At 62.2% G+C, this 25,402-nt stretch carries 24 protein-coding genes; 13 read left to right on the forward strand and 11 right to left on the reverse strand.

The features are described from left to right. Positions 1-294: 294 nt before the first annotated feature. From HX814_RS24560 to hutH, 3 genes are all read right to left on the reverse strand, one after another. Positions 295-1,059 (reverse strand): transporter substrate-binding domain-containing protein, encoded by a 765-nt coding sequence (locus HX814_RS24560; protein ID WP_003212408.1) that lies wholly within the window; start codon positions 1,057-1,059, stop codon positions 295-297. Between the two features lie 354 nt (positions 1,060-1,413). Next, positions 1,414-1,923, reverse strand: a complete 510-nt coding sequence (locus HX814_RS24565; protein WP_177009837.1) for a prolyl-tRNA synthetase associated domain-containing protein — start codon at positions 1,921-1,923, stop codon at positions 1,414-1,416. Between the two features lie 92 nt (positions 1,924-2,015). Then, a complete protein-coding gene (hutH, locus tag HX814_RS24570; RefSeq protein WP_177009836.1) occupies positions 2,016-3,557 on the reverse strand; it encodes a histidine ammonia-lyase in 1,542 nt (513 codons plus the stop codon). Between the two features lie 136 nt (positions 3,558-3,693). Here hutH and HX814_RS24575 point away from each other — a divergent pair, with 136 nt between their 5' ends. The 3 genes from HX814_RS24575 to HX814_RS24585 all read left to right on the forward strand — a co-directional run bounded on the left by HX814_RS24575 (position 3,694) and on the right by HX814_RS24585 (position 7,746). After that, a complete protein-coding gene (locus tag HX814_RS24575; RefSeq protein WP_087694655.1) occupies positions 3,694-4,632 on the forward strand; it encodes a LysR substrate-binding domain-containing protein in 939 nt (312 codons plus the stop codon). 117 nt (positions 4,633-4,749) lie between these two features. Then, positions 4,750-6,789 carry an NADPH-dependent 2,4-dienoyl-CoA reductase gene (locus HX814_RS24580; protein ID WP_177009835.1) on the forward strand — a complete coding sequence of 680 codons (2,040 nt, stop codon included), beginning with the start codon at positions 4,750-4,752 and terminating at the stop codon, positions 6,787-6,789. A gap of 57 nt (positions 6,790-6,846) precedes the next feature. Beyond that, on the forward strand, positions 6,847-7,746 hold the full coding sequence (locus HX814_RS24585) for a 1-aminocyclopropane-1-carboxylate deaminase/D-cysteine desulfhydrase (protein WP_177009834.1): 900 nt from the start codon (positions 6,847-6,849) through the stop codon (positions 7,744-7,746). Positions 7,747-7,863: 117 nt separating this feature from the next. Here the strand turns inward: HX814_RS24585 and HX814_RS24590 are convergent, their stop codons facing one another. The 3 genes from HX814_RS24590 to HX814_RS24600 all read right to left on the reverse strand — a co-directional run bounded on the left by HX814_RS24590 (position 7,864) and on the right by HX814_RS24600 (position 10,512). After that, positions 7,864-8,424 carry a cytochrome b gene (locus HX814_RS24590; RefSeq protein WP_177009833.1) on the reverse strand — a complete coding sequence of 187 codons (561 nt, stop codon included), beginning with the start codon at positions 8,422-8,424 and terminating at the stop codon, positions 7,864-7,866. Positions 8,425-8,547: 123 nt separating this feature from the next. After that, complete coding sequence (gene phnX, locus HX814_RS24595; protein WP_003212423.1) at positions 8,548-9,375, reverse strand: phosphonoacetaldehyde hydrolase; 828 nt, start codon at positions 9,373-9,375, stop codon at positions 8,548-8,550. A gap of 27 nt (positions 9,376-9,402) precedes the next feature. Then, on the reverse strand, positions 9,403-10,512 hold the full coding sequence (locus tag HX814_RS24600) for a 2-aminoethylphosphonate--pyruvate transaminase (RefSeq protein ID WP_134327002.1): 1,110 nt from the start codon (positions 10,510-10,512) through the stop codon (positions 9,403-9,405). 112 nt (positions 10,513-10,624) lie between these two features. Between HX814_RS24600 and HX814_RS24605 the strand changes: the two genes are divergently transcribed. Further along, positions 10,625-11,482 carry a LysR substrate-binding domain-containing protein gene (locus HX814_RS24605; protein ID WP_177009832.1) on the forward strand — a complete coding sequence of 286 codons (858 nt, stop codon included), beginning with the start codon at positions 10,625-10,627 and terminating at the stop codon, positions 11,480-11,482. A 126-nt stretch (positions 11,483-11,608) separates the two neighbouring features. On the opposite strand, the gene HX814_RS24610 is transcribed toward HX814_RS24605, so the two are convergent. Next, positions 11,609-12,481: a LysR substrate-binding domain-containing protein gene (locus tag HX814_RS24610; protein WP_003212428.1), complete on the reverse strand. Its 873-nt coding sequence runs from the start codon at positions 12,479-12,481 to the stop codon at positions 11,609-11,611. Between the two features lie 264 nt (positions 12,482-12,745). Here HX814_RS24610 and HX814_RS24615 point away from each other — a divergent pair, with 264 nt between their 5' ends. Further along, positions 12,746-14,059 carry an MFS transporter gene (locus HX814_RS24615; RefSeq protein ID WP_177009831.1) on the forward strand — a complete coding sequence of 438 codons (1,314 nt, stop codon included), beginning with the start codon at positions 12,746-12,748 and terminating at the stop codon, positions 14,057-14,059. A 109-nt stretch (positions 14,060-14,168) separates the two neighbouring features. Then, positions 14,169-14,876, forward strand: coding sequence for a YebC/PmpR family DNA-binding transcriptional regulator (locus HX814_RS24620; protein ID WP_102369528.1), 708 nt, complete (start codon positions 14,169-14,171; stop codon positions 14,874-14,876). Positions 14,877-14,999: 123 nt separating this feature from the next. Here HX814_RS24620 and HX814_RS24625 read toward each other — a convergent pair whose 3' ends face one another. Beyond that, positions 15,000-16,322, reverse strand: coding sequence for a leucine-rich repeat-containing protein kinase family protein (locus HX814_RS24625; protein WP_177009830.1), 1,323 nt, complete (start codon positions 16,320-16,322; stop codon positions 15,000-15,002). Between the two features lie 10 nt (positions 16,323-16,332). Beyond that, positions 16,333-17,448, reverse strand: coding sequence for a cell division protein ZapE (gene zapE, locus HX814_RS24630; RefSeq protein ID WP_177009829.1), 1,116 nt, complete (start codon positions 17,446-17,448; stop codon positions 16,333-16,335). A gap of 229 nt (positions 17,449-17,677) precedes the next feature. Here zapE and HX814_RS24635 point away from each other — a divergent pair, with 229 nt between their 5' ends. From HX814_RS24635 to HX814_RS24665, 7 genes are read left to right on the forward strand one after another with little or no spacing between them, the layout of a single operon-like run. Next, the gene (locus tag HX814_RS24635; RefSeq protein ID WP_003212438.1) at positions 17,678-18,169 is read left to right on the forward strand and encodes a spore coat U domain-containing protein; all 492 of its coding nucleotides are present in this window, start codon (positions 17,678-17,680) and stop codon (positions 18,167-18,169) included. Next, the gene (locus HX814_RS24640) at positions 18,163-18,705 is read left to right on the forward strand and encodes a spore coat protein U domain-containing protein (protein ID WP_177009828.1); all 543 of its coding nucleotides are present in this window, start codon (positions 18,163-18,165) and stop codon (positions 18,703-18,705) included. Before HX814_RS24635 ends, HX814_RS24640 begins: the two co-directional genes overlap by 7 nt. Positions 18,706-18,723: 18 nt before the next feature. Continuing rightward, entirely contained in the window at positions 18,724-19,260 is a 537-nt protein-coding gene (locus tag HX814_RS24645) for a spore coat protein U domain-containing protein (protein WP_177009827.1), read from the forward strand. A 4-nt stretch (positions 19,261-19,264) separates the two neighbouring features. Next, positions 19,265-19,765, forward strand: a complete 501-nt coding sequence (locus HX814_RS24650) for a spore coat U domain-containing protein (RefSeq protein WP_177009826.1) — start codon at positions 19,265-19,267, stop codon at positions 19,763-19,765. A gap of 26 nt (positions 19,766-19,791) precedes the next feature. Then, on the forward strand, positions 19,792-20,577 hold the full coding sequence (locus HX814_RS24655; RefSeq protein WP_177009825.1) for a molecular chaperone: 786 nt from the start codon (positions 19,792-19,794) through the stop codon (positions 20,575-20,577). A 41-nt stretch (positions 20,578-20,618) separates the two neighbouring features. Next, on the forward strand, positions 20,619-23,012 hold the full coding sequence (locus HX814_RS24660) for a fimbria/pilus outer membrane usher protein (protein ID WP_177009824.1): 2,394 nt from the start codon (positions 20,619-20,621) through the stop codon (positions 23,010-23,012). A gap of 16 nt (positions 23,013-23,028) precedes the next feature. Further along, on the forward strand, positions 23,029-24,012 hold the full coding sequence (locus HX814_RS24665) for a spore coat U domain-containing protein (RefSeq protein ID WP_256579507.1): 984 nt from the start codon (positions 23,029-23,031) through the stop codon (positions 24,010-24,012). Here HX814_RS24665 and HX814_RS24670 read toward each other — a convergent pair. Both HX814_RS24670 and HX814_RS24675 read right to left on the reverse strand, forming a co-directional pair. Beyond that, positions 24,009-24,761, reverse strand: a complete 753-nt coding sequence (locus tag HX814_RS24670; protein WP_003212454.1) for an anti-sigma factor — start codon at positions 24,759-24,761, stop codon at positions 24,009-24,011. The genes HX814_RS24665 and HX814_RS24670 overlap by 4 nt on opposite strands. After that, the gene (locus tag HX814_RS24675) at positions 24,758-25,264 is read right to left on the reverse strand and encodes an RNA polymerase sigma factor (RefSeq protein ID WP_003212456.1); all 507 of its coding nucleotides are present in this window, start codon (positions 25,262-25,264) and stop codon (positions 24,758-24,760) included. The genes HX814_RS24670 and HX814_RS24675 overlap by 4 nt, the downstream gene beginning before the upstream one ends. Between the last annotated feature and the right edge of the window lie 138 nt (positions 25,265-25,402).

Genomic DNA, 25,402 nt, shown 5'->3' on the forward strand with positions numbered 1-25,402 from the left:
GCGCCCCGTTAAACCACGCTGGCCGAACGCAGGCTTTGGAGCGTGGGTAACCTGGCAGGACGCCAGGTTAGCCGTCCTGGGCCAAGGATGGCCCATGACGGCGGCCCACGGTCCAAAGCCGGAGTGAGGGCACACCGAGCCTAAGCGAGGAGCCGAGTGGTGGGGCAAGAGCGTTTTGCTTACTTTTGACTGGGCCGGCATTCCGGCTTTTCAAAAGTGAGCCGCTGTAAGAGCGGAACCAATCTCAGCCATCACCCAAATAACGGATATGCCCCCACCCCAACCAGGAACGCCTCAGGACTTAGGCGTCAAATCCACCTTGAACCATTTTTCGCTGAGTTTCTTAACAGTCCCATCAGCAATCGCTTCTTTCAACGCCGCATCAAACTTGGCCTTCAACTCCGGATCGCTCTTGCGAAAACCCAGGCCCTCGCCATCACCCCAGATAGGGCCTTTGATCTGCGGCCCGGTATACGCCAGCCCCTTGTTCTCAGGCTTGGACATGATCGAATCAAGGAACGTAACGTCATCAAAAATCGCGTCAATACGGCCCGATTGCAGATCAAGAATCGCATCGGCCGACGTGTTGTACTCACGAATCGTTGCCACGTCCTTGAAGTTCTCATCAATGAACTTGGTGTAAATGATGCCTGAAGCGATCCCGATGGTTTTACCCTTCAGCGCCTGACGCAACGGCTCGATCGCATCGTGAATCGCCTTCGGATCAGCACTCAGCGTAATCGCATTCGCCGCCCCGGTTTTACCCGGCAGCAACGCCGCATCCTGCGCGACAAAGTTGGCCGGCGTCTGCGCGTAGGGAATCGAAAAATCCATGACCTGCTTACGGTCGTCAGTGATAACGATCGCATCCATCAACACATCAAACTTCCCTGCGTTGAGACTGGCAATCATGCCATCCCAGTTCTGCACGGTGATCTTGCACTGCAGCTTCATCTTGGCGCACAGGTAGTCCATCAGCTCAGGCTCGAAACCACTGATCTTCCCGCCGGGCAATGTCAGGTTCCAGGGCTCGTACGCGCCCTCGGTCGCGATGTTCACGGACGTCCAGTCCTTTGCCTGCAGTCCGGAAGCACTTGCCATCACTAGTGTCGCTACAGCAACAGAGCCTAACCAATTCGATTTTTTAGCGGTCATTTCTATTTCCTACCAATGTTTTGATGTGGGCTTAGGACTTTTTTCTCGAACGCATACAGGTTTGGGGACTGGCCGATTCGCTCTCCAGTCTGCACATGACTCCACATGTACATACATGTCATTGCAAAATATTTGCCAGCTTTTAAAAATAAATAACCTGTTGATTTTCAAGGAAATTAAACATGGTTAGAAAATGTGCGCGGTTTTTTCGCCCTGTTTTGGGTCGATAGGTAGCGTTTTGCACCCGCCCGTGCGCTGTCAGGTGTCAGGCGTGGGGGCAGGGTTCGCGGCGAGTATTGGCGTGAATCCCAGATGCTCAAGCAGTCGCGCCATATCGCGGACTGCGATCGACAGGGTCGCGGTATTCACCAGCGGATGGCAGAGAATCCTGTCGCCGTTCCACACCTCTTCGGCGATCACAACCTGGGTGGCGCGCTGCACGTCATTGCACAACCCCAGCAATGACACCGCTCCCGGCTCCACGCCCAGGGTTTCCATCAGGCGGCGCGGCGAGGCGAATCTCACGCCCTTGAGGCCGAGGGTTTGCGAGAGTGCACGCAGGTCCAGGCGCTGCTCGCTCTTGAGCACCACCAGGGTGGGATTCAAGCCTTTGGCATCGCACAGGAAGATGTTCTTGACCGCCTGCCCGCTGATTCCGATGTCCAGTTTGTCGGCTTCTTCGCAGGTGCGCACGGCGCTGTGTTCCACGTATTCATAGGCAATGGAGCAGGTGTCGAGCAGGTGTAGAACGTCTTTGGGTTGAAGCATTGGCAAGGTCCCCGGGTATCGCTTTGTCTGCGCCAAAAATGGCAAAGGCCCGCCGTCCGAAAAGGAGGGCAGGCCGTTTGACGGCGTGGTTGTCAGTTCAGGTGATGGGCCACCAGGTCGTTGATTTTCCCGCTGCGCACCTGGTCAATCACACTGGCCATGTCAGCGTAAAACGCGCGGTCGTTATCCGCCACCGGCACTTCACTGCGCACCAGGTCATAGACCGCCTTGGTCGCGGTCGATGCCTTGTTCACATCGTGGAAATCCAGGGCCTGGCACGCGACCAGCACTTCGATGGCCACCACCGACTGGAGTTTTTGCGAGACTTTGTAGGCCTTGATCACCGCGTTGTAGGCCAGGCTGACCGGGTCTTCCTGGTTGCCGCAGGTCGAGACGCTGTCGATCGACGATGGCATCGACAGGGTTTTCATTTCGGCGTACAGCCCGGCGGCGGTGTACTGGACGATCATGTAGCCGCTGTTCAGGCCCGGGTTGCGCACCAGGAAGGCCGGCATTTCGCTGAAGTGCGAGTTGATCATGCGGTCGGTCCGGCGCTCGGAAATTTTCGCCAGGTTGGTCAGCGCCACACACAGTGTGTCGGCTGCAACCCCGATGTAGGTGCCGTCGAAGTTGGCGCCGGAAATCGCGATACCGTCACCGTCGTCCAGCGGGAAAATCACCGGGTTGTCGCCCGAAGAATTGATTTCGCGCTCGATGGTTTCCCGCGCGTAGTTGATGAACTGCCGGGAAGCACCATGCACTTGGGGGATGGCACGCAGGCTGTAGACGTCCTGCAGGCGGTAATCGATGTTGTCTGCGATGAGCTGGCTGTCGTGCAGAATAGCCTTGATATTGGCGGCGGTTGCGGCCTGTGCGGGGTGAGCCTTGATCGAGTGGTAGCGCGGGTCGAACGCGCGGATGGTGCCCTTGAGCGCCTCTAGCGACATGGCCGCCGCCACGTCCGCCAGGTCCGCAGCCTGCATCGCGTTGTACAGCGCCAGTGTGGCGATGGCGGTCACCGACGTGGTGCCGTTCAACATCGCCAGGCCTTCCTTGCACTGCAGGTCGGTCGGTTGCAGGCCGACCTGTTGCAGGGCGGTTGCGCCATCCACCAGTGCACCGCCCTTGACGCTGGCGCGGCCTTCGCCGAGCAGCACCAGGGCCAGGTGGCCTTCTACCGCGAGGTAACCCACCGAGCCTTCGCCCGGCGCAAAGGGCACCACGTCGTGGTTGAGCAGGCCGGCGATCAGTTCCAGCAGTTCCAGGCGCACCCCGGAGTAGCCTTTGCCCAGGCTGATCAACACCATCAACTGGATCGCCCGCACCTGTTCACGCACCAGCGGTTCGCCGACGGAAACAGCGTGGGAACGCACGATGTTGACTTGCAGTTCCTTGGCGTTTTCCGGCGAGATCACATGCCGCACGTTGTCGCCAAAACCGGTGGTCACGCCGTACACCAAACGGTTTTCATCGAGGAATCGCTCGATCAACCCACGGGACTTTTTAACCCGGTTCTTGTAACTGTCGGCAAACGAAACAGTGGCCGAATAGCGGGCGATCGCCACGAACTCTTCGATGCTGGGTTCTCTGTCGCCTAACACGACATGGGTAATTTGTTCAGGCAGGGTTTTCATCAGCGACTCCAGCAGGGCGTAACGCAATGGGGTGGGAAGTGGTTTAACTCTACGGGTTGGACTGACTGAAGAAAATATGAGGTTTTCTGTTACTTTTAGTAGAAAATCTAAACTGCTGAAGTCGCGAGATTCCCCCATGAGCCGTTTACCGCCGTTGCGCGCGTTGCAAGTGTTTGAAGTGGTGGGCCACTGCGCCGGTATGTCCCAGGCGGCGATTCGCCTGGGGATCTCGGTGGGCGCTGTCAGCCAGCAAATGAAACTGCTCGAAGATGCCCTGGGCATTAAGCTGACGCTCAAGGACGGCCAGCGCCTGCGCTTGAACAGCGTCGGCGAACGCCTGCACGCCCGCTGCACCGCGGCGTTCGAAGAACTCAGGCTGGCGGTGGCCGAGGCCGAGCGGGCGAAGAATCCCAACAACCTGTATATCAGTTGCCTGCCTTCGCTGATGACCAAATGGCTGTCGCCGCTGATCGACGAGTGGGGGCAGGACGAAACCGACCTGGACATCTACCTCGACAGCACCCTCGATGATGCATCGGGGGAGGAAAGTGCCGACTTTCGCATCGGTTATGGCGAGCACCCCGAGCATGCCGGGCATAGCGTGCCGCTGTTCCGCGATTGTGTGGTGCCCACCTGTTCACCGCAGTTGCTGGAACGGGTTGCGTGCGCGCGGGACTTGCTCGATTACCGCCTGATCGGCATCGACTCGCGGCCCAAATTCGATTCGCCGCCTTCGTGGACCCAATGGTTCAGCGAGCTGGAAGGGCAAACCGGCCAGCCCATCGTGATCCGCCGCAATTACTCATCATCGATTACCGCGATCCAGGCGGCCATCGACCGGCAAGGCATCGTGCTGGCGCAGTTCTCAATGATCGCCGGGGACCTGCGCGCCGGTCGGCTGGTGATTCCCTGGCGGTTCGCCGTGCCGCTGGCGGCGCCGTACTACCTGAGTTGGCACCCCAATACCCTGCACAAACAGCAGTGCCGCGGGTTTCAACGCTGGATGATCGGGCAGGGGCAGAAACAGGAGAAAATTACCGCTGCCATGCTTTCTGCTGCTCACTTTGATCATTAAGTTGTCACTTACGGTCATTGAGCGCCAGCCGGCGGACTCTTAGTCTGTGGGACATAAACCGATGGAGTGCCATTCGAGCGCTCCACGTCCCGTGATGATCCGTTGTGGAGCTGTACCATGACCGCTGCTGCCTACCCGCACTTGCTGGCCCCGTTGGACCTGGGTTTTACCACCCTGCGCAACCGCACCCTGATGGGCTCGATGCACACCGGCCTTGAAGAGAAACCCGGTGGCTTCGAGCGCATGGCGGCCTATTTTGCCGAACGTGCCCGTGGCGGCGTGGGCCTGATGGTCACCGGCGGCATTGGCCCCAACGATGAAGGTGGGGTGTATGGCGGTGCGGCCAAGCTGACCACCGACGAAGAAGCGCAGAAGCACAAGATCGTCACCCGGGCGGTGCACGAGGCGGGCGGCAAGATCTGCATGCAGATCCTCCACGCCGGGCGTTATGCCTACAGCCCGAAGCAGGTGGCACCGAGCGCAATCCAGGCGCCGATCAACCCGTTCAAGCCCAAAGAGCTGGACGAAGAAGGCATCGAAAAACAGATCAATGATTTCGTCACCTGCTCGGTGCTGGCCCAGGTCGCCGAGTACGACGGCGTGGAAATCATGGGTTCGGAAGGCTACTTCATCAACCAGTTCCTCGCCGCCCACACCAACCACCGCACCGACCGTTGGGGTGGCAGCTACGAAAACCGCATGCGTCTGCCGGTGGAAATCGTGCGCCGGGTGCGCGAAGCCGTAGGCCCGAATTTCATCATCATCTTCCGCCTGTCGATGCTCGACCTGGTGGAAGGCGGCAGCACCTGGGAAGAAATCGTGCAGTTGGCCAAGGCCATCGAGCAGGCCGGTGCAACCATCATCAACACCGGCATCGGCTGGCACGAAGCGCGGATCCCGACCATCGCCACCAAAGTGCCGCGTGGCGCGTTCAGCAAGGTCACCGCGAAGTTGCGCGGTGCGGTGCAGATTCCATTGATCACCACCAACCGGATCAACACCCCGGAAATCGCCGAGCAGATTTTGGCCGAAGGCGATGCCGACATGGTCTCGATGGCTCGCCCATTCCTCGCCGACCCGGACTTCGTCAACAAGGCTGCCGAAGGCCGCGCCGATGAGATCAACACCTGCATCGGCTGCAACCAGGCCTGCCTGGACCACACCTTCGGCGGCAAGCTGACCACCTGCCTGGTCAACCCGCGTGCGTGCTACGAGACCGAGCTCAACTACCTGCCGGTCAAGCAGATCAAGAAAATCGCCGTGGTCGGTGCCGGTCCTGCGGGCCTGGCGGCCGCCACCGTCGCCGCCGAGCGTGGGCATCAGGTGACGCTGTTCGATTCGGCCAGCGAGATCGGCGGCCAGTTCAACATCGCCAAGCGTGTGCCGGGCAAGGAAGAGTTCTTCGAGACCCTGCGCTACTTCAAGCGCAAGTTGCAGACCACTCACGTCGAACTGTGCCTGAACACCCGGGTCGACGTTGAGCAGCTTGTTGCGGGCGGTTATGACGAGATCATCCTCGCGACCGGCATCGCGCCGCGTATTCCGACGATTCCCGGTGTGGAAAACGCCAAGGTATTAAGCTACCTCGACGTGATCCTGGAGCGTAAGCCGGTGGGCCATCGCGTGGCGGTGATCGGTGCCGGCGGTATCGGTTTTGACGTCTCGGAATTCCTCGTGCACCAGGGCGTGTCCACCAGCCTGGACCGCGAGGCGTTCTGGAAAGAGTGGGGTATCGACACCCACCTGGAAGCCCGCGGCGGTGTGGCCGGGATCAAGCCCGAGCGCCATGCGCCGGCGCGTGAAGTGTTCCTGTTGCAGCGCAAGACCTCCAAGGTCGGTGACGGCCTGGGCAAGACCACCGGCTGGATCCACCGCACCGGCTTGAAGAACAAGCAGGTGCAGATGCTCAACAGCGTCGAGTACCTGAAGATCGACGATGAGGGCCTGCACATCCGCATCGGCGCCGAGGGTGAACCGAAGGTGCTGGCGGTGGACAACATCGTGATCTGCGCCGGGCAGGACCCGCTGCGGGAATTGCAGGATGGCCTGGTGGCGGCCGGGCAGAACGTGCACCTGATCGGCGGTGCGGACGTGGCGGCCGAGCTGGATGCCAAGCGCGCCATCAACCAGGGTTCGCGCCTGGCGGCCGAGCTGTAAGCACGTAAAAGGGGCGGTGGTAGACTACCGCCCCTTTTCTTGTGCAGAACCGCCCTCATGGGTCCTTTCGACTGGCTTCCCCACGCGCCCCTTGAACCCCTGAAACTGGACTGGATGGGGCCGGTGGAAGTCGCCGTACTGCGCCTGGATCGCATCGACCCGCTGATCAGCGGCAACAAGTGGTTCAAGCTCACCGAGCATCTGGCGCAAGGCCGGGCGGCGGGCGCCAGCGGGATCATCAGCCTGGGCGGCGCTTACTCCAATCACCTGCATGCACTGGCGGCGGCCGGGAAACGCTTCGGCTTTCCTACTGTTGGCTTGCTGCGTGGCCATCCGCAAGACACTCCCACGGTGCTCGACCTCAAGGCCTTCGGCATGCAACTGCATTGGCTGGGGTATGGCGGCTATCGCGCGCGCAACGAGCCGGACTTCTGGCTGCCCTGGCGCGAGCAGTATCCGCACCTGCACCCGGTACCTGAAGGCGGCGGGGGCCTGGCGGGCGCGTTGGGTTGCGGGGTTTTGGTGAATCAGGCGCGGGCACAATTAAACGGCCTGTGCTGGACGGACTATCACGGTTGGTGGCTGGCGGCAGGCACCGGTACTACATTGGCGGGATTGGTGCTGGCGGAGGCGGGCGCGCATCCGGTATATGGCGCCCTGGCGGTGCCCGACGACCACGGGGTGGCGCAACAGGTGCAGGCGCTTGTGCAGCAGGGTTATGAATTGCTGGAGGCCAGCCGGGGCGGCTTTGCCAAGGTTGATCCGGAGTTGCTGGCCTTTATCGACGCTACCGAGCAAGCCTGTGGCCTGGCGCTGGAGCCGCTGTATACCGGCAAGGCGTTATTGTCGTTGAAACAACAGATTGAAGCCGGGAGATTTTCCCCCGGCACCCGCCTGATCTTCGTCCACACCGGTGGCCTGCAAGGCCGCCGGGGTTTCCCTGTTGCACCCGGTTAATGTAGGAGCTGGCTTGCCTGCGATGCAGACACCGCGGTGTATCAGTGGCACCGAGGTGATGCTATCGCAGGCAAGCCAGCTCCCCCACAAGCCAGCTGCCACATTCAATCCGTGGGCTTACTGAAGGTTCCCTCTCTTGCCGGGCATCATCCTCAAAGCAGTGTTGTCTCGCAGCACATAGTGATGGGCCAATCCGGCCAACGCATGCAGCCCGATCAGCCAATAGCCGATCTTGCCGAACAGCACGTGCCAGCTTTCAATTTCCTTGGCCAACGCCTTGTTTTCGGCAATCAACGGCGGCAGCTCGATGCCGTAGAACATCACCGAATGTCCCTCGGCGCTGACGATCAGCCAGCCGGCGATGGGCATGCCGATCATCAAGGCGTACAGCGCCATGTGCATCAGGGTAGCCAGGAAGGATTGCCATTGCGGCGGGGCCGGTACGATCTTCGGCGCCACCCCCAGGCTGCGGGCGAACAACCGTAGCCACACCAGCACAAACACCGTCAGGCCGAACATGAAGTGCATTTCCACGATCAACGTACGTGCGCCGCTGCCTTTGGGAAACTGCCCGCGTAACTCAATGCAGGCGTAGACCACCGCCAGCAGCACCACCATCAGCCAGTGCAACGCAATCGACATGGTGCTGTAACGCGTATCGGAATTTTTCCAGGGCATCGCTTTCTTCCTCACTCATCAGGGCAAACCTCCGTTCTTTCGCGACGGAGTCCTTTCAATGTAAGCCTGTTTTACGAGGTTTGCCCGTGAGAGGAAGACGAAGAAGCGATGTTTTGACACCGATCAGTTGCCCTGCGGCATTTCACCCCGTGCCAGGCGCTGGTTGATGTCGGCGATCACCGCAGGCAGGTCGGTGATGGTGTCGATCATGTAGTGCGGGCGCGAGCCTTCGAACATGGCCTGGATACGCGTGCGTTCGCTGGCGAGTGTGCCGGCGTCGAGGGCGCGGAACTGCTCGTAGGTCAGGCCCAGGGCGTTGCCCGAGCAGGTCAGCGCCACGGTCCACATCCCGGCGCGACGGCCTTCGAGGATGCCCGGCACGGTGTCGTCGATCTTCACGCAGGCCGCTACGTCATCGATCCCGAGGGCGATCACGTTGGCCAGGGCCTGGGCCGGCCATGGTCGGCCGTTGGGTACTTCGTCGGTGGCGACCACGTGGTCGGCGATATAGCCATTGGTGGCAGCCAGTTCGACAACCTTGTCCATCACCTGCTTGGGGTAGCCGGAGCACGAACCGATCTTGATCCCTTGCTGGCGCAGGTTGGCGATAGTGTCCAGGGCACCGGGGATCAATGCCGAGTGCTCGGCGATCTTCTCGATCTGCAGCGGCATGAAGCGCTGGTAGATGGCGGTCACATCATCGTCAGTCGGTGTGCGGCCGAAGGCTTTGCGGTAACGCTCGGCCACCTGCGGCTGGTCGCACAGGGTGCGGATGTGGTCCCACTTGCCCATGCCCATCGGGCCACGGGCTTCCTCGATGGAGACCTGCACGTCGAACTCGGCGAAGGCTTCGACAAAAATCTGCGTGGGCGCGAACGAGCCGAAATCGACCACGGTGCCGGCCCAGTCGAGGATCGCGGCTTGAAGCTGGGTTGGGTTTGCGTAGTTCATGGTTCAGATCCTGTGAGTAGTGGGCAGTCAGATGTCGAGCACGTTCATTTCTTGCAGCACCTCGGCCACCGCCGCGACGGCGGCTTGCATCTCGGCCTGGTTCACATGGCCGATGCAGCCCACGCGGAAGGTTTCCACCTGGGTCAATTTGCCGGGATAAAGGATGAAGCCCTTGGCCTTGACCCGTTCGTAGAACTCCTTGAACTGGTAGCGCGGATCTTTCGGCGCGTGGAAGGTAACGATGATCGGCGCCTGGATCGCGGCGGGCAGGAAGCTGCGCAGGCCCAGTTCGGCCATGCCGTCCAGCAATGCCTGGCAGTTGTCGGCGTAACGCTGGTGCCGGGCGGGCAGACCGCCTTCTTCGTTGTATTGCAGCAGCGCTTCGTGCAGCGCCGCCACCACGTGGGTCGGCGGTGTGAAGCGCCATTGGCCGGTCTTGGCCATGTAGCTGTGCTGGTCGAAAAGGTCCATCGCCAGGGAGTGGCAGTTGCCTTGGGCTGCAGCCAGCGCCTGCTTTTCAGCGAACACAAAACCCATCCCCGGTACGCCTTCCAGGCACTTGCCGGAGGCGGCGATCAGCGCGTCGAACGGCACCTCGCGGGCGTCGATCGGCAGCGCGCCGAAGGAGCTCATGGCGTCGATAATCAGGCGCTTGCCGTGGCGGGCGATGACCTGGGCGATCTCGGGCAACGGGTTGAGAATCCCGGTGCTGGTTTCGCAATGGATCAGTGCGACGTGGGTGATGCCCCTGTCGGCGTGCAACAGGCGGTCGACGTCGGCGGCGGTGGTGGGTTCGTCCTCGGCAGTTTCAAAGGTACTGAACTCGCGGCCGAGCACTTCGCAAATCTTCGCCAGGCGCTTGCCGTAGGCGCCGTTGATCAGCACCAGCACCTTGCCGTCCCGTGGCACGAGGGTGCCGATGGCCGCTTCCACGGCAAAGGTGCCGCTGCCTTGCAATGGCACGCAATGGTGGCTGGCGGTGCCGTTGACGATCACCAGCAGTTGCTCGCAAAGACTGGCGGTCAGTTGATTGAAGCGGTCATCCCATGAACCCCAGTCGACCATCATGGCCTGGCGGGTGCGGGCCGAGGTGGTCAAGGGCCCCGGGGTCAGCAGGATCGGCGCGGCAGTGCTCATTCGTGTGTCCTCGCAAAACATTGGGATGAAGTTACGGCGCCTAAATTGCAGTTTGACTTGTCATCAATCAAATTGTTTGTTGTTATGCGAGCTATCAGTGAGGCCGATAGCTATGAACCTGTTTCAACTGCGTGCGTTTGATGCGGTGGCCCGCGAGGGCAGTTTTACCCGGGCGGCCGAGCGCCTGTTCATCAGCCAGCCGGCGGTGACCGGGCATATCAAGGCGCTGGAGGAGCACTACCAGATCGCGCTGCTGCGGCGTACCGCGCGGCGGGTGGAGTTGACCGAGGAGGGCACCAAACTCGCGGCGATCACCCGGGCGATCTTCGGCCTGGTGGAAGAGGCGCAGACGTTGCTGGAGGCCAACCGGCAATTACTTACCGGGCGCCTGGAAGTGGCGGCGGACGGGCCGCACATGGTCATGCCGATGCTGGCCAGCCTACGGCAGCGGTATCCGGGGATTACTGTCAATTTGCGCCTGGGCAATGCGCAGGAAACCCTCGCGGCGCTGTTGTCGGAGCGGGCTGACGTGGCGGTGTTGACCGAGGTGGAGCCGCGCAAGGGCCTGCACTTGCAGCCGTTGATCGAGTCACGGATTTGCGCGTTGGTGCCGGCCGGCCATCCGTGGCTGGCGGAGCCTGCGGGTATTCGGCTGGAGCAATTGGATCAGGTGATCATGGTGTTGCGTGAACCCAGTTCGATAACGCGGCGGACCTTTGACGATGCCTGCGCCCAGGCCGGCGTGCAGCCCCGGGTGTTGCTGGAACTGGACAGCCGTGAGGCGGTGACGGAAGCGGTGGCGGCCGAGTTGGGGGTTGGGGTGGTGTCGTCGATGGAAGTCAGCCGGGATCCGCGGGTGCACGCGATTCCGATCCAGGGCGAGGGGCTGATGAACCGGCATGTGATCGGGTGCATGGAGCGGCGGCGGGAGTTGCGGTTGATTCAGGCGTTTTTCGAGTTGGCGCCCTGAGTGGGGGTTGGCTGAAGATCGAGTTGGCCCCTTCGCGAGCAAGCCCGCTCCCACATTCGACCGCGTTCCATCGGTAGAACTCGGTCAACTGTGGGAGCGGGCTTGCTCGCGAAGGGGCCCTCAACTTCACCGCAAACTTTCCCGCACAATCTCCAGAAACGTCGCCACCACCCGCCGCGAACTCTGCTCCTTCAAGCACACCAGTGTTTCCTTCATCCGCTGCGTACAGTCACGGATCGGCATCGCATACACCCGCGAATCTGCGCCAAACTCCGCAGCCGACACCACGCCCACGCCAATCCCCACCACCACCGCCTCCCGCGCGGCTTCGCGGCCTTCCACCTGGATCGCCGGGCGAATGCGCAGCCCGGCCTGGTGCATTTCCTGCTCCAGGGTCTGGCGGGTCACCGAGCCGATTTCCCGCAACACCAGCGGCGTATCGTCCAGGTCCGCCAGGCAGATCGACTCGCGGCCCGCCCACGGGTGGTTGCGGGCGACAAACGCGAGCAATTGGTCATCGGGCAGCGGCAGTGACAGCAGCCGCTCGTCGTCCACATCGCGCCCCAGCAGCGCGAGGTCGGCCTGGTAGTTGTACAGGCGAAACAGTGATTCATCGGTGTTGCCGGTTTCGATCTTCACGCTGATGCCCGGGTACAACTGGCAGAAGCGCGCGATCTGCGGCAGCACATGCACCGGGGCGTCCACCGCGAGTGTCAGGGTGCCGGTTTGCAAGGCGCGGGAATCCTGCAACAGCTCTTCGGCTTCCGCCGCGACGGCAAACAGACGCTGGGTGATGCTCAACAGGCGCTCGCCGAGGTCTGTCAAGCGCACCGAACGTTTGTTGCGATGAAACAGCAGCACGCCGAAACGTTCCTCAAGCTTGCGCACCTGGTCGGAAATGGCCGGTTGGCTGAGGAACAAGCGTTCGGCGGCGTGGGTAAAACTGCCGTGTACGGCCACCGCATGGAAGGCTTTGAGTTGCGCGTGAGACACCGACATCGCGAATCCTCTTACAAGCTCAGCTTATATTTGAAATACGATAAATCGATTTTACCTATTAGTCAGCCATTGCTTTGATAGCCCCAGTCGCCGTAGGTCGAGTCCTACACCTTCGGCGGCCATGGGTCTTCTGCGTGCTCACCAGCGGGACTCATCTGACCAATACCGCGCCCCTCCAAGCGCCGGTACTGCAGTGCTCAACAATAAAAATACAGGCGTTTGCTTTTCATTCTGCCGGCACACTCACCCGAGGTCAGAACCACCATGAATACTCCCTTGAGTAATATCAAGCGTTGGCGCGTGCAGATTTTCGCCATCACCTGGCTGGCGTACGCGGCCTTCTATTTCACCCGCAAGGCTTTTTCGGTGGCCAAGCTGGGGATCGTCGACGACCCGAGTTTCCCGCTGGACAAGATGATGATGGCCAACCTGGATGGCATCTACCTGGCGGCCTACGCCGTTGGCCAATTCACCTGGGGCATGCTCGCCGACCGTTTCGGGCCGCGTGTGGTGGTACTCGGCGGGTTGCTGATTTCAGCCGCCGCCGCCCTGGTGATGGGCACGTTTGCCACGTTACCGATCTTTGTCACGTGCATGTTGATCCAGGGCCTGGCCCAGTCCACCGGCTGGTCCGGGCTGTGCAAGAACCTTGGCAGTTTCTTCCCGGCGCAGCAGCGTGGCCGGGTGCTGGGTTTATGGAGCTCGTGCTACGCCTTTGGTGGCCTGGTGGCGTCGCCGTTTGCCGGATGGTGGGCGTATACGCTGATCGGCACCTGGCATGCGGCATTTATCTCCAGTGCGGCTGTGGTCTTCGTGGTCGCGGTGCTGTTTTTCATTTTCCAGCGCAACACGCCACAGGATGTGGGGTTACCGGCAGTGGAACCGGAACCGGAACAGACTGCCGCCGAGAAGAACGCCAGTGTGCTGGAGCCGCTGCGGGCCATCTTGCGCAACCGTACTGTGTTGACCCTGGGGCTGGCGTACTTTCTGTTGAAACCGGCGCGTTACGCGATCCTGTTGTGGGGGCCGGTGATTGTGTATGAGCAGATGCCGTCGGTGGGCAAGGTCGGCGCAGCGATTGTGCCGACGGCGTTCGAGCTGGCGGGGTTGCTGGGGCCGATCATGATCGGCATGGCGTCCGACAAACTGTTCGGCGCCCGGCGCATGCCGGCCTGTGTCCTCAGCCTGCTGGCGCTGACCGTGGCCCTGGCGTTGTTCATGGGCGCCTTGCACACCGGCAGTGTGGCGCTGGTGATGGCGCTGCTGTTTGTGATGGGCCTGACCCTGTACGGGCCGGACTCGATGATCAGCAGCACCGCCGCCATCGACTTCGGCACCGCCAAGGCCGGCGCGACGGCGGCGGGGTTCGTCAACGGCTGCGGTTCGGTGGGGGCGATCCTTGGCGGCTTGCTGCCGGGCTACTTCGACACCGTCACGGTGTTTATCGTGTTTGCCGGTGCCGCGCTGTTTTCCTCCCTGGTGTTGATGCCCTATTGGAACGCCAGGCCGGCGGTGCTGGCGCAGGTGGGTGACTTCGTGCCCGACCGTGAACGCGCAATCAATCCCTTGCGGACCTGAGGGGCATGGCCGGTTTTTTGGTGGATTAGAGTGTTTCAGCGCTATAAACTCTGCCCCCAAAGCGCCGGCCAGTAGACGTTTCGGCGCGATGGACAGAAGAGAGTGAGTCATGGGCGCACAGTGGAAAGTCAAACATAAAGAAGCGGCATCCAATGCCAAGGGCAAGATCTTCGGCAAGCTGGTGAAAGAGATCACCATTGCCGCCCGCAACGGTGCCGACACTGCTACCAACGCACATTTGCGCCTGGTGGTGGAGCAGGCCAAAAAGGCCTCGATGCCCAAGGAAACCCTGGAGCGCGCGATCAAGAAAGGTGCCGGTCTGCTCGGTGAGACCGTGCAATACCACCGCGTGACCTACGAAGGTTTTGCCCCGCACCAGGTGCCGCTGATCGTTGAATGCGTGACCGACAACATCAACCGCACCGTGGCGGAAATCCGAGTGGCGTTCCGCAAGGGGCAACTCGGCGCGTCCGGCTCCGTGGCCTGGGACTTCAACCATGTAGGCCTGATCGAAGCCTCGCCGGACAGCCCGGAAGCCGATCCGGAAATGGCCGCGATTGAGGCCGGTGCCCAGGATTTCGAGGCAGGCGAAGAAGAGGGCACGACCTTGTTCATCACCGAGACCACCGACCTGGACGCCGTGCAGAAAGCCTTGCCGGAGCAAGGTTTCACCGTGCTGTCGGCCAAGCTCGGCTACATCGCGAAGAACCCGGTGAGTGGCTTGAGCGATGAGCAGATGGCCGAAGTCGAAGCCTTCCTGGAAGGCTTGGACAACCATGATGACGTGCAGGACATGTTCGTCGGGTTGGCGGGTTAATTCTGATTTGATGTGAACCCGGTCCAAATGTGGGAGCGGGCTTGCTCGCGAATACGGTGTACCAGCCAAGCATGTATTGACTGACACACCGCATTCGCGAGCAAGCCCGCTCCCACATTGGGTTTAGCGGAGTTTGGAAGACTGCAACAAGCTTGTGATTTCCTCGAACCCAGGCCGGGCCAACACATCCGGCTGGCAGCAGTTGTCCCGCAAGGCTTCCAGTGCCACGCGCTGTTGCTCGTTCAACCCCGCATCAATCCTTTCCAGCAACTCCCCCAGCAACACCCCGAACGCCCTGACTTCGATGCGCTGCAACGCGCGGGTTTCCTGGCTGTCGACCGTGGCGTGAAACGACGCTGCACCAAAGTCCCCAAGCAGACATTCACCGGCTTCATTCCACAGAATGTTGTGGCCGTACAGATCACCGTGGGTGATGCCTTGCGCGTGCAGGTGCGCCGCCACCGAAGCGATGCCCCGGGCCATGCGCAGCGCCACATCCGCGCTGAAACGGGTGGTGGGCTCGTAGATATCCCGGGTGCACGACGCCAGGCTCGGCAGCGCCGCAAGGTTGCGATAGTTCGGTTCGATCAGTTGCATCACCAGCGCCGCCTGGCCTTCCGGGTGGTCGACGACACGGCCTTCTACCTTGATCAGGTTGGCATGCAGTCCGGCGGCGATGCAGGCGTGCATTTCGTGCAGGGGCGAGCCGTCACTGGTAATGCTGCCTTTATAGAGTTTGACCGCGACCGCCTTGACCGGCCCGTTTGACGGGGCCCAGTACGCTTTGCGGATGATTCCGGAAGCGCCTTCCCCCAGCACTTCGCTCAATTCCAGCTCGGACCAGGGAATATTCGGCGTCGCGTCATGGCGGGCCTCTTCCACGGCCATCTCTACCGGATTACCGGCGTAGGCCAGCCAGGTCAGGCTCGGCAAACCCAGCAACCAGTCCGGCAGGCGGGTCATGCGGTTGGAGGCGATGCGGATCAGTTCGAGGTTTTTGCACTGGGCGAGGCTTTGCGGCAACTGCTCCAGGTGGTTACCGGCCAGCATCAGTTTTTGCAGCAAAGGCCGTTCACCCAGTTCGTCCGGCAATTGGCTGATGTGGTTATCGGTGAGGATCAGCCAGCGCAGCAAGGGTGGCAGCGACGTCGCCGGGACACTGCTGATCTGGTTCGACTTGAAGCCGATCATGCTCAACTGCGCGCACTGGCCCAGGCATTGCGGCAGTTCGGTAAAGGCGTTTTCCGAACAGAACAGCACGCGCAAATGGGGCAGGCGGTGCAGGTCATCCGGCAGGCTGCTCAGGGCATTACCGGTCAGGTTGAGGATTTCCAGGGAGTCGGCCAGGTCGAAGATTTCCCGGGGGAACTCGGTCAGCCCACAGCGCAGGTCCAGGCGTTTGATACCGGCCAGTTGGCCGGCCTTGAGTTGGGCAAGGGTATCCATGAACGGCGCGTCACTCGGTAATAGGGGCGTGAATGGCGCTCATGATAGCGGGTTGCGGCCCGATCTTCTGCAACTGCCCCAGGCGGCTGGCGGTGCGCGCCAAATCGATGGCCTGGCCGCTCAGGGATTGCTCCAGCGGCTGCTCGCCGATCAGCACCAATTGCTTGTCCTGGTCGTAGAGCACGTCCACCAGGTTGATGAACCGTTGCTGGGCGGCAATCGGACAGTCCGCCAGGTGCGGCAGGCCGTCGATGATCCAGCGTTCATAGTCGCGGCACAGCTGCAGGTAGTCCATGACGGCGGTCGGTTGTTCGCACAGGTCGCTGAAGGTGAAGGCAATGCTGCGGTCCTGGTGCCAGCGGGCAGTCAATTGCCGGGCTCCGACGGTCAGGCTGACCGGGGCCTGATCCGCTGACGGCAGGCCCAGGGCTTGGCGTTGCGCGGCAGTCCCCGGCCACACGAACTGGCCAGCGCTGAACCGCTGATCGCCATGGGCCTGGGCCAGGCTGCGAAAATCCTGGGGGGCGCTGACTTCCATGACGTCCATGCGCGCGCTGATCAGCTCGATCACCGGCTTGAACCGCTGATGGTACAAGGGGTTCGGCAGCAACCCGGCGGGCGGATAATTGGAGGTTACCAGCACCCAGACTCCGCGCCGGAACAGGGCCTTGAACAGGCGGCTGATCAGCATCGCATCGCCGATATCATGTACGTGAAACTCGTCGAAGCACAGCACGCGGCAGCCATCGAGCAACTCATCCAGGGTCACGGCCAAGGCATCGCGCTGCTGGCGATGGGCAAACATTCCCTGGTGCAGACGGGCGAAAAAGTCGTGGAAGTGCACGCGCTGTTTCTCGGCAATCGGCAACGCCTGGAAAAAGCCGTCCAGCAACCAGCTCTTGCCCCGGCCGACGGCGCCGTGCAGGTACAGGCTGCGGGTAGGGCGCCCGGCCAGCAGATGGTCGGTTTGCCGGGCCATGGTCTCGATCACCTGTTGCTGGCTTGGGCTGAGGGTATAGCCCTGTTGCCGGGCCTTGCCCTGGAAGAATGCGCTGATCCCGGGGGCGGCGGTGGTCGCCGCGGGTTTACCCAGCAACCGTTTGAGCAGGGGCGGTAAAGCAGCCAATGTCAGTCACTCTGTGTTTCGGTGGTCGCTCACTTTAGAGCGCCGGTTGCGGTTTGACCAATAGAGAAGCACGGCGCGAGCTATCTGGAAAAGGCATGGGTCAATGGATCCAAAACACCGACCTGACTGGCGGATTCCCTTCAAGTGACTAACCTCATACACAGCAGTCACCCCTGTATAAGGATTTGGGGCAGTGAAGGGACACGCAATCTTGGCAATCATGAGCGCGATGCTCTGCAACACGGTTTATGGTGCACAGCTCCAGGTTGAGGTGCGTATCGACGTGCAGCGGGGGTGCCAGTTGGTCGGCACCACGCGTGAAGCAGGGATCGAGCAGCTCGGCGTACTGGATTTCGGCAGCGGCTCCCGGCTGGATGACCCGGCAGGCCCGTTGAGTGCAGCCTTGATCAGCCAGCGCCAGCCACGCCTGGAGTGCAACCCGGATACGCCTTATCAGATGCGTGTCGACGGCGGCCTGCATGGCGGCGCCGGCGAAGTACGTTACCTGGGCGCTGCTGCCCCCTCGATCAAACCCATTCCCTATCGAATTTATGCCGATGCCGCACGCCGCATCCCCTTGGCCGTGGACGTACCGTTGAGCGGCCGCGTGCCCGATTCCGGCACGGTGGACTTGCCACTTTATGGACGCATCGAGCCGCTCAAGGAAATACCGGCCGTGGGGCGTTATTCCGACCTGCTCAAAGTGACGGTGACATGGTAAGCCGCGCCCTGGCCTGCATCGCGCTGGGCGGCCTGTTGCTGCTGGCCGAGGACGCCCAGGCGGCGGTCGCCGGGCAGATTCACGCACGGCTGGTGATCACTGCCAGTTGCCAGGTAAGCAAAGGCAACGACAGCGCGCCGGTGAGCCCGGATGGCGGCTCGGCCTTGCTGGATTTCGGCAGCCACGGACCCACCTGGGACAAGGGCCTGGGCGCCGGCATCAGTGATAGCGACAAGGCCGCGCTGGCGGTGTCCTGCAACCCGTCGGTGGTGAGCAGTTTCACCGTGACCATCGACGGCGGCGCCCACGGCGACGGCGTCACCCGGCGCTTGAGCAATGGCCGGCAAACCATACCGTATCGGCTGTCGGCCGATCCTGCGGGCCGAAGCACCTACAGCATCGGCCAGCAACGCAATTTCGTCGTGACCAAGGGCGCACAGGTACCGATCCCGGTATTCGGCTCGGTGGTGGCGAATACCAGGGCCCTACCGGCCGGCATCTACACAGACACCCTGACGGTGACTCTGGATTGGTAATTCATGAGGATGGACATCATGCATGCACTTGTATCTAAAGCAGTTCTCCCATTGGTCGCACTGGCCTGGGTATCGGGTGCCCAGGCGGCCACGACGGTCACCGGGCAGATCAGCTCCACGCTGATCCTGACCAACAGTTGCCTGGTCAACGGCGTGGGCGGCACCACCGGTTTGAACTTCGGTACGATCAATTTCGGTACCACCGACAGCCAGTTCACCACTCAGTCCGGGCAAGTACTGGGCGGCGGTGGAGGCGCGTTGTCGATCCAGTGTTCCTCGGGCACCTCGCCGGTGATCACCGTGGGCGCCGGGTCCCATGACGGCCAGTCCACCGGCGGCACCCGGGCGCTGTATGACGGCGTGGCCAATTATGTGCCGTATGACTTCTACACCGACACCGGGCATTCGACACTCCTGGCGATCAACGGAACGATCAACGTAGGTGCGAGCACGGGCGTTGCGCAAACCGTGAACATCTACGGCCAGGCCGTGGGCAAGGCAGGTCTGCCGGCGGGTACCTACACCGACACGGTGTCGGTGCAACTGACGTTCTAGTGCCATGAAGCGGGCCTGCTGGGCGACGCTGGCGGTCATCACGGGTTGGGGAATGCCGTTGTCGTTGCTGGCGGTGACCAGCCAGACGATCCAGGTCAGCGCGACGATTGCCGCAGGCTGCCTGGTGGTGGGCGGCGGCACGAACTACGGCAGCCTGGCGTTCGGCAGCTATTCGTCGTTGTCCACCAGCACGGTGTCGGTGGCGCTGAGCAGCGGGGTAACGCTGCAATGCACCCCGGGAGTCACCTTGAACATGAGCGTCAACGGCGGCTTGTACAACGCCAGTGGCCGGCACATGCAACTCAATAGCGGCAGTGCCCAAGTGGCGTACCAGCTGTTTCAGGACGCGGCCCTGAGCCAGAGCCTGGGGATCAGTCAAAGCGTCAGCGTGGCCTACAGCAACGCGAACAATATAACCCTGCCGATTTACGGCCGGGTGGTGTTACCGGGTAGTCAGCCTGGGGGGACGTACAGCGACGTGCTGCAGGTGCAGCTGTCCTGGTAAGGCGATTGGCATGAGGAGTGGAATCTATGTTTGCAGCTTCCCGGCGGTATTGGGTTGCGGGTTTTATCGGTCTGGTGGCGTTGGGCGCCGGGCAGGTCCAGGCTGCCAGTTCGGTGCTGATCTGGCCCATTGACCCGGTGCTGGAGGCCGATCAACAGGCCAGCGCCTTGTGGTTGGAGAACCGCGGTACAGAGACTGCCAACCTGCAGATCCGGGTATTTGCCTGGAGCCAGGGCGGGTTTGACGAGCAGTACCAGAACCAGCGCGAAGTGATCGGCAGCCCGCCGGTGGCGAAGATCGAACCGGGGCAGAAGCAATTGGTGCGCCTGACCCGGACCCGGGAAGTGCCGCCGGGCCAGGAGTTGGCCTATCGGATCATCATCGACGAAATCCCCGCCGCCACCCCTGAAACCCCCGCAGCCGATGGCAAGACGGCCGCAGCCATCCGCTTTCAGATGCGTTATTCGGTGCCGTTGTTCGCCTACGGCGCAGGCCTGTGGAGCAAGGAAGACGCGACGCGCCAGCGCGACCCCAAGGGCGCGGGCAAGCCTGACCTGAGCTGGAAAAAAGTCACCGTCGGCGGGCGCAACTATGTGGAGATGCGCAACCAGGGCGCGGTGCACGCGCGGCTCACCGATGTGGCGTTCAAACAGGGCGGGCAGACCCGGCCGCTGGTAGACGGCCTGCTCGGCTATGTACTGCCGGGCGCAACCATGCGCTGGCCGGTGCCACAAGGTGTCGCGGGCGATCAGCCGCTGCAGGTGCGAGTCAATGGCGCAGCGCAACTGGAGAACCTTGCGCCGGGACGGTAACGCAATGGAATAGGGCATGGAGCAGCCCTTGGTCTTAACGGATGGAGATGTCCATTGATGGACACAATGCCTTGGTGAGCCATGGTTGGGCTCGTAGTCGATGGCGATCGGTGTGGGTGGTGGGCGGCCTGGCGGGCCTGGTGCTTGCGCCGCTTGGCGTGGCCGCGCCGTTGCCGCCGCCGCCCAGCAACATGGAGGCTGTTGCCGATGCACAGTTGTTCCTCGAACTGGTGGTCAACCAGATGGACACTGGCCGGGTGGTGGCCGTGGATCAGCGCGCCGGCGGCCTGTTTGTGCCGGCGGCCACCTTGCGGGACGTGGGCATGAAGCTGCCGGCCGAGATCACCACCGAGGTCGCGCTGGACCACCTGCCGGGCCTGCACACCGATTACGACAGCCAGGGCCAGCGCCTCATGTTGACGGTACCGCCGGCGTGGTTGCCGGCGCAGTTCATCGGCAGCCGCAACAACTACCCGCGCGCCCAGGCACTCACCAGTTTTGGTGCGTTGCTCAACTATGACGCTTACCTGAACGACACCGATGACGCCGGCACATACCTGGGCATTTTCAACGAAGTGCGGCTGTTCGATACCTGGGGCACCTTGTCCAATACCGGCCAATACCGCACCACCTTTGGCGGCCAGGCCAGCGGCAGCACTTTGAACAATGGCTACCGGCGCTATGACACCACCTGGCGCTTTTCCGACGATGAGCGCCTGCTGACCTACGAGGCGGGCGACGTGATCAGCAGCGCATTGCCGTGGAGCAGTTCGGTACGCCTGGGCGGGGTGCAAGTGTCGCGGGATTTCGGCGTACGCCCGGACCTGGTGACTTACCCCTTGCCACAATTTGCCGGGGAGGCGGCGGTGCCGTCGTCGGTGGACCTGTTCATCAATGGCTACAAATCCAGCAGCGCAGATCTGCAGCCGGGCCCTTACACCTTGACCAACGTGCCGTTTATCAACGGCGCCGGCGAAGCGGTGGTGGTCACCACCGATGCCCTGGGCCGGCAGGTGTCGACCACCGTGCCGTTCTACGTCACCAGTACGTTGTTGCAAAAAGGCCTGTCGGATTTTTCCGTGGCGGCCGGTAATTTGCGCCGCGACTACACCATTCGGGATTTTGGCTACGGGCCGGGCGTGGCCAGCGGCACCTTTCGTTACGGGGTGTCGGACTACTTCACCCTGGAAAGCCATGCCGAAGCCTCAGGCGACCTGACCCTGGGCGGGCTCGGCGGCAACGTGCGGCTGGGCAACTTCGGGGTGCTCAATACCGCCCTCAGCCAAAGCCAGTTTGATGGCGAGACCGGCCAGCAACTGAGCTTCGGTTATCAATACAGCAACCAGCGCTACAGCCTGTCATACCAGCGAGTAGAACGCCGCGACCAATACGCCGACCTGACCCTGGTCGACACGCCTTATGCGAGCCTCAGCAAGCGCAGCGAGCAGGTGACCCTGAGCCTGAACCTCAACGATTTCGGCAGCATCGGTGCCGGCTATTTCGATGTGCAGGCGGCCGATGACTCCCGCACCCGGCTGATGAACCTCACCTGGAGCAAACAGCTGTGGCGCAACACCAGTTTCTACCTGTCGGCCAACCGCGAGGTCGGTGACAGCAACTGGGCCATGCAGGCGCAGTTGGTCATCCCGTTCGACATCTATGGCAGCCTGGCCTTGAGCAACGAGCGAAGCCAGGCCGGCGAGAGTCGCCAGCGGGTCAACTACAGCCGGGCGGTGCCGTCCGAAGGCGGCGTGGGCTACAACCTGGGGTATGCCAGTGGCGACGGCCCCGCCTATCGCCAGGCCGACCTGACCTGGCGCATGCAGTCGGTGCAATTGCAGGCGGGCGTGTACGGCAGCAGTGACGCCGAGACCCGTTGGGCGGATGCCAGTGGCTCGCTGGTGTGGATGGACAATCAGGTGTTCACCGCCAACCAGGTCAATGACGCGTTTGTGGTGGTGAGCACCGACGGCTATTCCGGTGTGCCGGTGCTCTATGAAAACCAGTTGGTGGGTGAAACCGACCGCAACGGGCACTTGCTGGTGCCGTGGAGCAGCGCGTACTACCGCGGCAAGTATGAAATCGACCCGCTGAACCTGCCGGTCAACGTGCAGACCCCGAATGTCGAGCAGCGCGTGGCGGTGCGGCGCGGCAGCGGCTACCTGCTGGAGTTCCCGGTGCGCCGGGTGATCGCGGCCAGTATCACCCTGGTGGATGCCCGGCATCAGGACCTGCCCCTGGGCAGCCAGGTGCGTCATGAGCAAACCGGGGCGCGCGCGGTGGTGGGGTGGGATGGCCTGGTGTACCTGGAGAACCTGGCGGCCCACAACACCTTGCAAGTCACCGTGGGAGAGGGCCGTACCTGCCAGGCAACGTTCGACGTGGATATCAACGAGGAGCAGGTGCCGCTGATCGGGCCTCTGGTTTGCCAATGAGACAAGGAGTGTGGGTGTGCGGGTCAAGGAATGGATAGTTGGACTGCTGGTGCTGGCGGGCCTGGGTTTTTCGCTACAGGCAATGGCCGCGTGTTCGGCGCCGGGAGCTACGTCGCCGGCCAGCTTTGGCTCGATCAGTTCGATGACGGTGCGCACCGCTGCCCAGACCAGTTCCACCACCAACGCTGGCTTGAACTGCGGGGCCACGTTGATTTCGCTGCTGGCGGCGAGTGATCACTTCTATGCAACCATCACTTCGGCCACCAGCGGCATGGTCGGCCCTACCGGGGATGTCATCGGTTATACGATTTACGCCAATAACAGCACCAGTTACCCGATCAACCGTGGCACCCAGTTCGATTTCGGCGCGACGGGCATTGCCCAAAGCGTTGGCCTGGTTTCCGGGCCGGGCACGAAGACCTTGCCGCTTTACCTGAGATCGATCACCGGCAGCAACGTGGCTGCCGGCCTTTACACGGAGACACTCAGCATCGCCTGGGTCTGGAACTACTGCGCGGTTCTGGGGGTTGGGTCGCTGTGTGTCTTCCGGGATTCCGGCTCGGGCACATCCTCCCTGACGGTCAGCATGACGGTGAGCAACGACTGTCAGATCACCGCGCCCAACATCAGCTTCGGCAGCGCGCCGGTGATCAGTGGTTTTTCCAGTGTGAACGGGCAAGCCACGATTGCCTGCACCAAGGGCAGTGCCTACACCGTGGGCATCAGCGATGGCCAGAACCCGGTGAGTGTGGGCGGGCAGCGGCGGATGATCTCGGGGAGCAATTTCCTCAATTACGACATCTTCAAAAGCGCCACCACCACTCGCTGGGGCAGCGTGACCACCGCCCGGCGCGCCAGCTCCACGGCTGAGGTGAACCCCGGGAATGGCCTGGGCACCGGCAGCCAGGTGTTCAACTACAACGCGGCGATCTATAGCAACCAGGCCACGCCGCCGGCCGGTACCTACGTCGATAACGTGGTACTGGATGTGGGTTTCTAGAACCGCATCGTCTGCTTGAGCATCTGCGTGGTCGACGGGTCTTGCGGGCTGACCATCGCATAGTTGTAGCCCGCGCCCGACCAGTATTCGGCCTGCAGGCCGTCGGCACTGCGGCTGCCACGAGGCAGGAATTTGTTTTCCGGGCCCGGCGGACGGATATAGAAACTGATGCGCCGCCCTTGGGGGTCTTCATACAGCACCATGGCCGCCGCGCCTTGTTCGGTACTGAGCAGGCGCCCGCTGACCGCCTTGAACCCGGCCTGGCTCAGGTCCGGCAGGCGGTAGGCCTGGTTGAAGTAACGGTCGAGCCAGCCTTGCATGTCGCCACCGCTTTGCACGTGGTAGTCGGCGGGCAAGATGCCGTCCTGGGCAAACAGGCGGTAGGCCTGCATCGCGTCGCTCATGGGCGCCATGCTCTCGAGCAGCGTAGCCTGGCGGGCCTGCCAGCCGCCGAGGCCGCCGACACTGACGGCAATCAACAGCATGGCGGCGGTTGCGAGATGGCGGCGTGACTGGCGCTTGACCCGCTGGCGAATCAGGGCCGGGTCCAGCTCGGGGTTGGCGGGTTGTTGCAGTGCGCCGCTCAACGAGGCCCGCAGGTGCTGCGCGTCCTGTTGCCAGGCGTGCACCTGGGCGGCGACGTCCGGGTGGGCCGCCAGCCAGGTTTCGAGCTGGCGGCGGTCGGCGTCCAGGAGCTGGTGATCGACGTAGGCATGCAAATCGCGTTCGCTGGGAGGCAGGCTGATCATTTGAGTATCCGCAGGGCAGGGCTGGTGATTTCGCCGTCGCTGAGCTGGCGCAGGGCCTGGCGCGCGCGCGACAGGCGAGACATCACGGTGCCCACGGGCACCTCGAGGATGTCGGCGACTTCTTTGTAGCTCAAACCTTCCACTGAGACCCACAGCAGCAGGGCGCGCTGTTCGGTGTTCAATTTGTCGAAGGCTTGCAGGGTCGATTGCGCGATGACGGTGCGCTCGACCGACGGCTGCGAATCATCGCGGCCGGTGAAAAATTCCAGCATGCGTGTGTACCGCCGGGAGCGCCGATGGGCGTCGAGGAACTGCCGGTAGAGGATCGAGAACAGCCAGGCGCGCAAGTCGCCTTCGAGGCGTTTGTCGGCCCAACTGATGATCGCGCGCTCAAGGCTCGCCTGCACCAGGTCGTCGGCGCTGCTGGTGTTACGCGTCAGGGACACGGCAAAACGCCGCAACCTGGGGATGAGTTCACGTAACTGTTCGTCGAGTTCGTGCATGGGATTCTGGCTAGTCACTACGCTGGGACTAGGAAGACGTCCGGCGTTGAAGGTTATTCCAGGCCAATAAAAATAAACAGCAGGCCAGGGAATAGAGTGCGCTGGCGTTCGTCCCAAGTGTTCCGACCTTATGTTTCA

The sequence above is a fragment of the Pseudomonas sp. C8002 genome (assembly GCF_013385765.1).
Taxonomy (GTDB): Bacteria; Pseudomonadota; Gammaproteobacteria; order Pseudomonadales; family Pseudomonadaceae; genus Aquipseudomonas.

What these genes read in the sequence shown, in the direction of transcription:
- HX814_RS24635 (WP_003212438.1), top strand. Translation starts at nt 17,678, where the DNA reads ATGCTCTGCAACACGGTTTATGGTGCACAGCTCCAGGTTGAGGTGCGT.
- HX814_RS24610 (WP_003212428.1), bottom strand. Translation starts at nt 12,481, where the DNA reads ATGTCGGTGTCTCACGCGCAACTCAAAGCCTTCCATGCGGTGGCCGTA.
- HX814_RS24675 (WP_003212456.1), bottom strand. Translation starts at nt 25,264, where the DNA reads ATGCACGAACTCGACGAACAGTTACGTGAACTCATCCCCAGGTTGCGG.
- HX814_RS24575 (WP_087694655.1), top strand. Translation starts at nt 3,694, where the DNA reads ATGAGCCGTTTACCGCCGTTGCGCGCGTTGCAAGTGTTTGAAGTGGTG.
- HX814_RS24640 (WP_177009828.1), top strand. Translation starts at nt 18,163, where the DNA reads ATGGTAAGCCGCGCCCTGGCCTGCATCGCGCTGGGCGGCCTGTTGCTG.
- HX814_RS24615 (WP_177009831.1), top strand. Translation starts at nt 12,746, where the DNA reads ATGAATACTCCCTTGAGTAATATCAAGCGTTGGCGCGTGCAGATTTTC.
- HX814_RS24565 (WP_177009837.1), bottom strand. Translation starts at nt 1,923, where the DNA reads ATGCTTCAACCCAAAGACGTTCTACACCTGCTCGACACCTGCTCCATT.
- HX814_RS24580 (WP_177009835.1), top strand. Translation starts at nt 4,750, where the DNA reads ATGACCGCTGCTGCCTACCCGCACTTGCTGGCCCCGTTGGACCTGGGT.
- HX814_RS24605 (WP_177009832.1), top strand. Translation starts at nt 10,625, where the DNA reads ATGAACCTGTTTCAACTGCGTGCGTTTGATGCGGTGGCCCGCGAGGGC.
- HX814_RS24650 (WP_177009826.1), top strand. Translation starts at nt 19,265, where the DNA reads ATGAAGCGGGCCTGCTGGGCGACGCTGGCGGTCATCACGGGTTGGGGA.
- HX814_RS24620 (WP_102369528.1), top strand. Translation starts at nt 14,169, where the DNA reads ATGGGCGCACAGTGGAAAGTCAAACATAAAGAAGCGGCATCCAATGCC.
- HX814_RS24590 (WP_177009833.1), bottom strand. Translation starts at nt 8,424, where the DNA reads ATGCCCTGGAAAAATTCCGATACGCGTTACAGCACCATGTCGATTGCG.
- HX814_RS24655 (WP_177009825.1), top strand. Translation starts at nt 19,792, where the DNA reads ATGTTTGCAGCTTCCCGGCGGTATTGGGTTGCGGGTTTTATCGGTCTG.
- HX814_RS24670 (WP_003212454.1), bottom strand. Translation starts at nt 24,761, where the DNA reads ATGATCAGCCTGCCTCCCAGCGAACGCGATTTGCATGCCTACGTCGAT.
- HX814_RS24625 (WP_177009830.1), bottom strand. Translation starts at nt 16,322, where the DNA reads ATGGATACCCTTGCCCAACTCAAGGCCGGCCAACTGGCCGGTATCAAA.
- HX814_RS24645 (WP_177009827.1), top strand. Translation starts at nt 18,724, where the DNA reads ATGCATGCACTTGTATCTAAAGCAGTTCTCCCATTGGTCGCACTGGCC.
- hutH (WP_177009836.1), bottom strand. Translation starts at nt 3,557, where the DNA reads ATGAAAACCCTGCCTGAACAAATTACCCATGTCGTGTTAGGCGACAGA.
- HX814_RS24660 (WP_177009824.1), top strand. Translation starts at nt 20,619, where the DNA reads ATGGAGATGTCCATTGATGGACACAATGCCTTGGTGAGCCATGGTTGG.
- HX814_RS24600 (WP_134327002.1), bottom strand. Translation starts at nt 10,512, where the DNA reads ATGAGCACTGCCGCGCCGATCCTGCTGACCCCGGGGCCCTTGACCACC.
- HX814_RS24585 (WP_177009834.1), top strand. Translation starts at nt 6,847, where the DNA reads ATGGGTCCTTTCGACTGGCTTCCCCACGCGCCCCTTGAACCCCTGAAA.
- phnX (WP_003212423.1), bottom strand. Translation starts at nt 9,375, where the DNA reads ATGAACTACGCAAACCCAACCCAGCTTCAAGCCGCGATCCTCGACTGG.